Genomic DNA, 9,639 nt, shown 5'->3' with positions numbered 1-9,639 from the left:
CATGCAGCTGCTCGAGCGAGCGCTGCAGTTCGACTCGCCGCAGGCCATGGCGATTGCAGTCGACTGGAGCCGCCTGCTCAGCCTGATGTCGCCGCCCATCCTCTCGGCGCTCGCCGAAGAGGTCACCCACGAGTCGCAACCGGGACGGGCGCCGCGCTCGAACGACGGTCTCACCGGCGAGAAGCTCGGCGCGGCCTCCGCCGCCGAACGGCAGCCACTGATCGAGGCGTTCCTGGTCGAGCAGACCGCCCACGTGCTGCGATGCTCGCCGTCGAAGGTCGATGTGCAACAGCCGCTCACCCAACTGGGGATCGATTCGCTGATGGCGGTGGAGCTGAAGAACCGCGTCGAAGGCGACCTCGGGCTCACCCTGCCGGTGACCGCGCTGCTGCAGGGACCGAGCCTCGCGCACCTCGGTGCCCGGCTGGTGACTCAGCTGCCGGAACTCGTTGCGGTGCCGGCGGCAACCGTGCCGGCATCCGCCGACGCCGGCGGAGCGGGCGGGTGGAGCCCCACGGGTCACAACGCAGAGTTGCGCTCGAAGGTGGACGAGCTGTCCGACGAAGCCGTCGACTCGCTGCTCCGGACCATCGGCATCGACGACGGGGCCGAGGCAAAGCCGCTGTGGCAGAAGGCGGGGAAGGAACTCTTCAACGGCGACCGGCTCGCGGTCAACGTGAGGGCGCTGTCCGATGAAGTCAGGCTCGACCCGACGATCACGCCGGGGACGCAGTCGGCGGAGCTCACCGATCACCCGCGCCACATCCTCCTGACGGGCGCCACCGGATTCCTGGGCGCATTCCTCCTGCGCGAGCTCCTGGATCGAACCAACGCCGACGTGCACTGCCTCGTGCGCGCCGAGAGTATCGAGGCGGGGCGGGTGCGTCTGCGCCAGACGCTGCAGACCTACTCGCTGTGGCACGACGATCTCGAGAGCCGCATCGTGCCGGTGCCGGGCGACCTCGGCGAGCCGGGGCTCGGCGTGTCGGCGGCCGTGAGCGCCGATCTGGCGGCGACCATCGACGTCATTTATCACAGTGGCGCGTTCGTGAACTGGATCTTTCCTTACGAGCGGCTCAAGGCGACGAACGTGCTCGGCACCGAAGAGATTCTGCGCCTCGCCACGCGCGTCAGGATCAAGCCGGTGCACTACGTGTCGAGCCTTGGTGTCTTTCCGCTCTTCGATTCGTCCGGCGAGGTCACCGTCATCCGGGAAGACGACACCCTCGACCACAACGGCTCGCTGCACGGTGGCTACCTCCAGAGCAAGTGGGTCGCGGACAAGCTGATGATGGAGGCGCGATCGCGCGGCCTGCCGATCTGTATCTATCGGCCGGGCCTGATCACCGGGCACAGCGAGACCGGGGCCTGGAATACCGGCGACGTCATGTCGCGCATGCTGAAATCGTGGATCGAGCTGCAGGGCGCGCCACAATTGGCGCACGACGAAACCGACATGACACCGGTCGACTACATCAGCAAGGCGATCGTGCATCTCTCGGGCCGCCGCGACGCGATCGGCAAGACGTTTCACATTGCCAACCATCGGCGGGTGCAGCTCGGCGCGATAGCCGACTGGATGCGCGACTTCGGCTATCCGCTCAGGCATGTGCCCTATGACTCATGGGTGACCGAGCTGCTCCGCCGCACCACCTCGCGCGGAGACGTCGTGTCGTCACTAGTGCCGCTGTTCTCGCTGAGCATGATGGGCGAGGTGTCGAGCATGATGAAGTCGCTGCCTCAGTTCGATTGTGAGAACACGCTGGCCGGCCTGGAGGGCACGGCGATCCAATGCTCGCCGATCGACGATCACGTGCTCGGCAACTACTTCACGCGCTTCATCAGCGATGGTTTCGTGGCGCCGCCGGCGGCGGTCACCACGGCGTGAGCGCGCGCGCATTCGCGTTCGGACATCACGTGTCCTCGCGAGCGACCGACGTCGAACAGGACCTAAAGTTCGAGACCGCCGACATCTATAGCGCGGCTGCGGTCGGCGGTCCCATCCGCGGCGGACAACCGCTGCAGGTCCTTCATGCCGGTGATCGGGTTGTGCACCCGGGTGTAACTCGGGGTCATTTCCCGAATCACGGGCGCAACAACATTCCCTTCATCGACCTTGGTGGTGGTAGGGGGCGGTGGCTTGCTCTCGACGATCGCGGGCGCACTGTCGGGCGGATTGTTCTAGGAGCTCTGCTCTGGACCCGGGTATCGCGATGGTAACGGCGGGTACACGGCCCGATCGTGTGCTCTCGATCGGCGCAGCGGTGCCGTAAAGCTTTGTGCTGAGCGAGATGTCGTCATTATCACTGCTTGCGAATTCCCCACAGGATCTTCATGAAGGGCAAGGCGCTGGACAGGCCGCGGCTGACGCCTAATGCGACATCCTGCCGACGTTCATTGACGTGAATTCGCCGCGGATCCTGGGCATGCCCATGCCGTCGCTGCCGCACGACGAGGAGGGCCGGGTGAAGTTTTCCGCCTACCTCTTGCGGCGCACAGAGCAGGCTGAAATCCTCGAGAGCGGCATGTCGACGAATTGATACAGCGGGAGCAACCATGACCACCAAACAAACGAACCGCGATCGTGACGGGCGGATCCGGTGGAATCGGTCGAGTCACAGCCGAGCGTCTGGGCCGCGACGAGCCGGCGGTCGTCATCGCGTACGGGGTAACCGCTTGAGCGCCGACGAGGTCGTCGCAACGATCAATGCGGCCGGCGGAGAGAGCGCGGCATTGCAGGCAGATGTGTCCGACGAGCACGATGTTGCAAGGCTTTTCGACGATGCTGAGGAGCGATATGGCGGCATCGACGTCGTCGTCCACACCGCTGGCATCATTGAACTCGCTCCGCTCGTCGACTTGGACCTGGCCGTGCTCGACAGGATATGGAAGATCAACGGCCGCGGCACGTTCGCGGTCAACCAACACGCCGCGCGGCGACTGCGTCCCGGCGGGGCCATCACGATGATCTCGCCAAGGAACTGCGCGGACGTGACATCACGGTGAACGCCGTCGCGCCCGGTCCCACTGCGACTCCGCTGTTCTCGACGGAAAGGACCAGGCGACGGTTGACGACATGGCGTCGATGCTGCCGCTGGAGCGCCTCGGCCGGCCGACCGACATCGCGGAGGTGGTGTCGTTTCTTGCCGGGCCGGCGCATTGGATCAACGGTCAGGTGATCTACGCCAACGGCGAAATAGCCTGACGGCCGGCGGTCCGGACGGCCTCACCGCGTTGGTCGCGATGCTTCGCATCGGCAAGCCTGGAATCGCAGGTTCTTGAGGGTTCTCTATGGCTTCACCTTCTCGCGGCGCGCCCCGTTGACTGCTGTGTCAGGATGTGCCAATGGGGAAATTGGGTATTGGTGCGGTGATAGCGGCGGCAGCGGTGTTGTCGACGATGCAGTCCGCGGTCATGCAGACGGCATCCGCCGCACCGTGCCCCGACACCGAGGTGGTCTTCGCCCGCGGCACCACCGAGGCGCCTGGTGTCGGCCCTGTCGGCCAGGCGTTCGTCGACTCGCTGCGCCCACAGCTCGGCACGAAGTCGCTCACCGTGTACGCCGTCGACTACCCCGCGACCATGGAATTTGCGACCGCTGTCGAGGGCATCGCCGATGCACGCGCCCACATCCTTGCGACCGCCGCGAGCTGTCCTGACACCAAGATGGTGCTCGGCGGCTTCTCCCAGGGCGCGGCAGTCATGGGCTTCGTCACCGCGAGTGTGGTGCCCGACGGTGTCTCACCGTTGGACATCCCCACGCCGATGCCACCCGAGGTGGCCGATCACGTTGCAGCCGTCGCCCTGTTCGGAAAGCCGTCGACGCGCTTCATGAACGCGATCAACGACCCAGATGTCGTCGTCGGGCCCAACTACGCGGCGAAGGCCGTTGATTTGTGTGTCGACAACGATTTGGTGTGCGACCCACACGGAAGAAGTTTCTCCGCGCACAACCAATACGCCGAGTTAGGCCTCGCGGACCAGGGCGCGACATTCGTAGCTCAGCGGCTGCAAGCCATTTGGGCCGCTGCGGCGACCGAGCCGTCGACGGCCACCCCCGCGCTGCTGTCCACTCCTTTGCAGGGCACGGCGCCAACGCACATCGCGGCGACTCCCGAGACGCTTCCCGGTCCGGCACCGCTCCCCGGCCCCGGCACCCTCCCGCAGCCTCCAAGCGTCGCGCCGTCGACCTGATCTCCAAGCCAGCCAGCAAGATTCGAAGTACTTGCTTGGTTTCGAGCTAGCAAGACAGCTCCCAAAGGGTCAGAGTAGGGAAGGCGATCGGTACGCACACTTCTGCCGTCGGTCCGGTCAGTCACTGTCCCGCTGGTTGATTCGCGAGTTCGACGGCGCCATTCAACGTCTCGCGGCTGACGACGTCGGCAGCATTCATCGGTTTGGTGAGAACCCCCGATGTAGTCGCTACCTCGATCATGAATTGCACGCTGTCGTCGAAAGCCCACCGTCGTCAGTCCAGAACGGATACTTGTCGATGAGTCCGAACAGCACCCTCAATGAGTCTTCGGCGGGTGGATCCTTGACGTATTGCTTGACCGCGGATTGGAATAGGGCGAAGTTGCCCTTCAGTTCTTTCATCGCCCGCAGTGTGGTGGCGCAGTACCTGGCGGCGAGTTCGCGATTCTGGTCGAGCCAATCCGCCTTGGCGCCCTGAGCTTCCTTGATGAAGGTGCCGACGTTTCTCGTGGAGCGTGACAATCCGAACAGGTTGATTCACTGCGCCTTTGGGGCGTTCGCACTGGTTTTCATGGATCACCGTCGCATCGATGTTGCCGGCACCCCACTCCGCTGCCCGAGCGCTTGAGCTTTCGACGATCTGCTGAGTCGGGATGTCTTCGGTGTCGCGTGTCTCGCCGACACCGCGCAGCAACGCGTTGAGGATGATGGCTCCAGCGCCGCCCGGGCTGTCGATGCCGACCCGGGTCGACGGCTCGAACAGCTGGCCGACGGTGTTCACACCGTGGGCGCCTGCCAGGACGAAGTCGTCCATACTGACGTACGGGCAGAAGATCTTGAGGTCTGCGCCCTGCTCACGTGCGTCCAAGATCGACGCGACCGACGACCCCATGACCTGGGCCTTGCCGGCGAGCACGGTCTGGGCCGCGGTGGTGTGGGAATCGAAGATCGTGACGTTCTTGTCGACGCTGAGCGGCAGATCGAAGTCGGCTCCGTTGTGGTCCACGCCGTAGACCAGCGGCACCAGCGATGCCTGAGGCTGCGCGGACAGTGCGATGCGCAACGACTCCCCCGGTGGTTGGCTCGCCCGGTTGGGCTGAACTGGAGCCGCAGCCTGCGAGTGTCAGCGCGCTGATGGTGCCGACGGCGATGAGGCACGTCGCACGTCTTCGACGACTCTTGGTTGACATGCGTCTCCCTCGTTCTTCGGTGGTTCATCGAGCAGATGAGCGTGTGCTTCCGAAGTAGAGGTTGCTGCGGACTTCGCACCAGCGAGGGCCGGATCCCCATGTCTTGGGTAGAGCCGACCGTACAGCGCCGTGAGCAGGTCAAATGCCGAAACCGCCAAAGGGGCTCAAAGGTCGTTCGACCGGGTGCGGGAGCTGCCTCAACCGTTGGGGCAACGTGGGCTTCGGTGACGGTGTTGCGATCGCTGCACGTGAGGCCCGTCGACTACGCGGCCGGGCGACTTGGCCGACCGAAGGCTCTCGATGGTCGAAAGCCGCGACCTGCACGCCGGGGTTGCCGGGTGCGGTGTAGTCGCGGTCTGTTGGCTGGCCACGTCGCGGGGTCCTGTCCCGGTACACGCCGCCGTCCTCGGGGGTGGCGCGCTCCGTGCCGGGCGGGGATAGACCGGGGCCGAACGAATATTCACTCGGGCCGTCCTTGCCTTGGCCGTAGAAGTCGTCGCTGAAGGGCCGTGCTGTGGTTCGGCGAAGCTGCGCTGCCGTTCTGCTTCTGAGATCGACTGCTCGATGCCGGGGTCGATGCCCGACGCTCGTGGCTTCGGCGGGAACTCGTTGACCATGACTACGGAACCTGGATGACCGGGGCGGTGTAGCCGGCGTTCTCGCTGATCTGAATTGCGACCGCCGCGCCGCCGGGGTAACGCCGGGGCCGACCCGCCCGACGGAGCGGGACCGGCGTCCGGAAAGCGTCTCTACCTCGACAAACCTTTGTAGGGCGACTGGGACCTGAACCCAGGGCCAACGGATTTCCGATCCGTGCTTCTTAGAAGGTCCCGCAAATGCCCGTTAAGCATTGCTGCACAACAGTTTTGATCGCAATAGCATTACCAGCGGTTCCGGGCGATTCCTGCCGGTTCTCGGACATATCCGCCGAATAATCGTCGACTGGCGAAGAGCGGGTACTCACTCATGGGATCGCGAAGACGACGCACGTCCGCATGGGCGCCAGGCCAGTCTCCCGCCCCGGGGGCCGTCTGTCAGCCCTGTGGGCTCGCGGCGCGATTACCTGTTTCCGCGCGCGTGCGGTGCGACTGCCAATGTGTCTGATGCCGTGCGTCGGCCGCAGACGACGCAGTTGGCATCGGCAGGAGGAATTCGTCGGGGGCCGATCTGGGTGCCCGGGATACCGGTTGCGCTCTGCAGACCGATGTCCAGCCAGGCCGCCGGTGCGCGGCTCCCCGAGATCCAGGCCACCAACCTGGCCGCGGCGGCACAAGCCCAGTCGGCGACTTTAAAAGAGCACCGAACGAGTGTCGCGTCGGTGGGGACGTTGTGTCGTGCGGCCATCGGGCCAACTCCAGATCATCCAGTTGGGCCGAATCAGCCTCCACGCCGGTCACGTTCCGGCCGATCAGTTTGACGGCTTCATCCAGAGCGTCCCAGCGCCGGCCCGTGATGAAGACGTGAGCTTCTTGTGCAACGAACAACTTGGCACCGGCCAGCGCCATACCGCTTGATCCGCCGTGATTACGACTACCTTGCCGTCAAGCTTCCCGTGATTATTTCCTTCTCGCGATTACCTGGCTGGCGAAGTCAAGCATCTGGTCAAGGCTGGGGAACATTGCGAAGACATCCAGGATCGCCTCATCAATGCCGGACCCGGCGAAGCGTTCGAGCTTCTCGGCAACCGAGTCAACGGACATACCCGGTTCGAGGGTGACCCGCACGGCCGTCTTAAGCGCGTCAGGGTCGCGGCCGGCGTCCTGCGCCGCACGGCGAGCAATCGACCACAAGTGATCGGAGTCCTGCAGCCCCTCGACCCCGAGCCAGCCGGTGCCGCTGCGGCCGACCCGGCGCATGGCGGCCTCGCTGGTACCGCCGATCCAGATGGGCGGACCGCCAGCTTGGACCGGGCGCAGGTCAGCATGGACCGGCGGCAACGACAAGAACTCGCTGTCCCAGGACACCGGAGTGGTCGTCCACCACTCGTGCAGGAACGCCAGTACGTCATCGAGCATGCGCCCGCGTCGACTCCAGTCCGCGCCGCGGGCGATGTCGAATTCGTCCTTCATCCACCCGACTCCCACGCCGACGTCAAGGCGTCCGTCGCTGAGCACGTCGAGCGTGGTCAGTAGCCGGGCCAGGTGCGTCGGCTCATAGTAGAACGTACTCAAGGTGCTGGAGTTCAGCCTCACACGGCTGGTCGCCGTCGCGGCGACCGTCCACAGCAGCACCGGGTCGAGGTAACGCTTCATTTGCGGCGGGTACGGCTGCTCTTTGCCCGCATAGGTGCTTTGCATATCGACCGGCGTGACCAGTCGATCGCCCACCCACAGCGTGTCGTAGCCAAGGTCCTCGAGTTCGCGGCAGAACGCGCTCAGACCAGGGGCGCTGCTGACAGCGGGCCCGACAAAGGGAAGAACGAAACCAAGCTTCATCGCGGGAATCCTTTCTAGGCAGCCGATCGTCGGCCGGCACTGATGTTTGGCATTGCGAATATTTCGGTGAACGATCAACCACTATTTGGATGCACGCCCCCTGTCCGTCCACGGCTTGGGCCTTGGGCGGCAGTGCGCTCAGCCCAGGAGGGTGACACCGAGGGCGAAGTCGAGGTTGCCCACTCCGTGCTGGGCGAGACCTACCGCGACTAGGCCCATTCCTTCCAGGTAGTGCGCCATGTTCAAGCTGCCGACGTCTAGCGGGCGCAGCTCGAGGGTCTCGATGAATTCCGCCACAGCTGCCTTTGCGCGCTCGTCGTCGCCGGCGAGGAAGGCGTCGAGAGGCTGGCCCTTGGCCAGGACGACTTGGAAGAGGGTGTTGAACGCCTTCACGACATGGGCGCTGGGCGCGGTGGCCTCGGCGACCATTTGCGCGATCGAGGTGTCGGCTGGGATGGCCAGCCCGGTGGCACTGTCGTTGAAGGGGTTGGTGATGTCGACGATGATCTTGCCGGCCAGTGCGTCCCCGTACTCGCTGACGGCCGGTACGGCGCTGGCGAACAGCACGGCGAGGATGACGATGTCGCCGGCCGGGGCGGCGCCCCACGTTCCGGCCGTGGCGCTGCCGCCGAGATCCTTTGCCAGGTCTGCTGCCTTGGACTGATCGCGGCCGATGACCTCGACGGTGTTGCCGCCCTTGACCGCCAGCGTGCCGATGGTGCGGGCCATGTTCCCGGCGCCGATGATGCTGATGTGAGTTCCTATCTTGATTAGTCGAAAAGCGTTGACTCATCTACACAGTTCAGATTTTTGATTACGCAGCAACCGAGGAAGCGTGGCGAGGTTGGAACCGAACTGGCCGAGCCCTCATGCCGGGCTTGGCGGGCCTGGCGGAGAGCACGGCGCTCGTCGCTACTCCCCGTTCGTGCGCAGTTCCCAGGGCTGCATGCCGAGCGCATCCGCCAGGTGTGCCTGCATCTGGACGCCGGACGGAAGCGGCCGCCACCATATGGTCACCTCGGCGATCTTGCCGTCGGCGTCGAGCAGGATGTAGTCCATCCCGTCGACCGCGGTGTCTTCGATCTGCAGCCGGAAGGACGCGGCGTGGTGCGTTTCGCCGCTGAGGACTTCCTTGTATGTGAGGTCGGCCGACCCGCCAATTCCCTGCATGGCTTCCAGGACCGCCTCGCGGCCGGTGGTGGGCTCATCGCCGAGCGGGCTGTACAGCACTACGTCCTCGGCGAGGATTCTGGATAGAACGTCGCTGTCGGCGCCGCCGTGCATGGCGTCGACGAAGGCTTCCACGGTGTCGCGGTGCGGGGCCAAAGTGGTCATGACTACTCCTTATTGTGTTTCTTCCTTGTGGTGTGTGAGACCTGTCGGTCCGCCCACCCGTACGGTTCAGCGGGTGTGCTCAGGCCATGAAGGTGTGAGATGGACGCGCCGACTGAGAATCAATTTCGTCGATTCCCGGTGGCGCCATATCGCGTCGTCGTGATGGACCTTGAGCTGACTGGCCGCAGGGTCGCGGCAACCTCGCTACGGAGCCGGACCCGCCAGGTCATTGGGTCCGGGATGAAGCCCTCAATGCGAGGCTGTGCAAACAAACCGGATAACGGCCCACCACAACGGATTCCTGGAAATCGGCAGGCCAGTATTTTTGCGCTGGTGGCCACGGTCCGGTGCGACGACGTCTTTGTCGGCGTACATCCCGTTGTCGCTCACTCAGATCACTGTGGTGCCGCCGTCGACCACCAGCTCGTGGCCATTGACATAGCTCGAGTCGTCGGAGGCGAGGAACAACGCGGCCGACGCGATCT

General features: G+C 64.7%; 11 protein-coding genes. 5 read left to right on the top strand and 6 right to left on the bottom strand.

Annotated elements, in window-relative coordinates; genetic code table 11:
• Window positions 1-1,888: thioester reductase domain-containing protein (locus tag QOI01_RS08645; protein ID WP_526379905.1), on the top strand; the 1,888-nt coding region annotated here is incomplete at its 5' end.
• 62 nt (window positions 1,889-1,950) lie between these two features.
• Here the strand turns inward: QOI01_RS08645 and QOI01_RS08640 are convergent.
• The gene (locus QOI01_RS08640; protein ID WP_526379903.1) at window positions 1,951-2,076 is read right to left on the bottom strand and encodes a hypothetical protein; all 126 of its coding nucleotides are present in this window, start codon (window positions 2,074-2,076) and stop codon (window positions 1,951-1,953) included.
• A gap of 326 nt (window positions 2,077-2,402) precedes the next feature.
• Between QOI01_RS08640 and QOI01_RS08635 the strand changes: the two genes are divergently transcribed.
• The 4 genes from QOI01_RS08635 to QOI01_RS08620 all read left to right on the top strand — a co-directional run bounded on the left by QOI01_RS08635 (window position 2,403) and on the right by QOI01_RS08620 (window position 4,194).
• Entirely contained in the window at window positions 2,403-2,540 is a 138-nt protein-coding gene (locus QOI01_RS08635; protein ID WP_526379901.1) for a hypothetical protein, read from the top strand.
• A 136-nt stretch (window positions 2,541-2,676) separates the two neighbouring features.
• Window positions 2,677-3,006, top strand: coding sequence for an SDR family oxidoreductase (locus tag QOI01_RS08630; RefSeq protein WP_526379899.1), 330 nt, complete (start codon window positions 2,677-2,679; stop codon window positions 3,004-3,006).
• A 70-nt stretch (window positions 3,007-3,076) separates the two neighbouring features.
• On the top strand, window positions 3,077-3,205 hold the full coding sequence (locus tag QOI01_RS08625) for a hypothetical protein (protein WP_526379897.1): 129 nt from the start codon (window positions 3,077-3,079) through the stop codon (window positions 3,203-3,205).
• 140 nt (window positions 3,206-3,345) lie between these two features.
• Complete coding sequence (locus QOI01_RS08620; RefSeq protein ID WP_526379895.1) at window positions 3,346-4,194, top strand: cutinase family protein; 849 nt, start codon at window positions 3,346-3,348, stop codon at window positions 4,192-4,194.
• Window positions 4,195-4,468: 274 nt separating this feature from the next.
• On the opposite strand, the gene QOI01_RS08615 is transcribed toward QOI01_RS08620, so the two are convergent.
• The 5 genes from QOI01_RS08615 to QOI01_RS08595 form a co-directional block, all read right to left on the bottom strand.
• Window positions 4,469-5,257 carry a substrate-binding domain-containing protein gene (locus QOI01_RS08615; protein WP_526379893.1) on the bottom strand — a complete coding sequence of 263 codons (789 nt, stop codon included), beginning with the start codon at window positions 5,255-5,257 and terminating at the stop codon, window positions 4,469-4,471.
• Window positions 5,258-6,940: 1,683 nt separating this feature from the next.
• Window positions 6,941-7,819, bottom strand: a complete 879-nt coding sequence (locus tag QOI01_RS08610) for a TIGR03619 family F420-dependent LLM class oxidoreductase (RefSeq protein WP_526379909.1) — start codon at window positions 7,817-7,819, stop codon at window positions 6,941-6,943.
• Window positions 7,820-7,957: 138 nt separating this feature from the next.
• A complete protein-coding gene (locus tag QOI01_RS08605; protein ID WP_526379891.1) occupies window positions 7,958-8,548 on the bottom strand; it encodes an NADPH-dependent F420 reductase in 591 nt (196 codons plus the stop codon).
• Between the two features lie 183 nt (window positions 8,549-8,731).
• Window positions 8,732-9,154, bottom strand: coding sequence for a nuclear transport factor 2 family protein (locus tag QOI01_RS08600; RefSeq protein ID WP_526379890.1), 423 nt, complete (start codon window positions 9,152-9,154; stop codon window positions 8,732-8,734).
• 390 nt (window positions 9,155-9,544) lie between these two features.
• Window positions 9,545-9,639: SDR family oxidoreductase (locus QOI01_RS08595; protein WP_526379907.1), on the bottom strand; the 95-nt coding region annotated here is incomplete at its 5' end.

Origin of the sequence: Mycobacterium sp. (assembly GCF_032162605.1) — a bacterium.
GTDB lineage: Bacteria > Actinomycetota > Actinomycetes > Mycobacteriales > Mycobacteriaceae > Mycobacterium.
The sequence above is the reverse complement of the archived record's forward strand: the minus strand, read 5'-3'. Positions and strand labels throughout refer to the sequence as shown.

Bases quoted from the DNA above. Each gene is read 5' to 3' on its own strand.
- QOI01_RS08605 (WP_526379891.1), bottom strand. From the start codon at position 8,548: ATGGCCCGCACCATCGGCACGCTGGCGGTCAAGGGCGGCAACACCGTC.
- QOI01_RS08600 (WP_526379890.1), bottom strand. From the start codon at position 9,154: ATGACCACTTTGGCCCCGCACCGCGACACCGTGGAAGCCTTCGTCGAC.
- QOI01_RS08610 (WP_526379909.1), bottom strand. From the start codon at position 7,819: ATGAAGCTTGGTTTCGTTCTTCCCTTTGTCGGGCCCGCTGTCAGCAGC.
- QOI01_RS08640 (WP_526379903.1), bottom strand. From the start codon at position 2,076: ATGACCCCGAGTTACACCCGGGTGCACAACCCGATCACCGGCATGAAG.
- QOI01_RS08620 (WP_526379895.1), top strand. From the start codon at position 3,346: ATGGGGAAATTGGGTATTGGTGCGGTGATAGCGGCGGCAGCGGTGTTG.
- QOI01_RS08625 (WP_526379897.1), top strand. From the start codon at position 3,077: ATGGCGTCGATGCTGCCGCTGGAGCGCCTCGGCCGGCCGACCGACATC.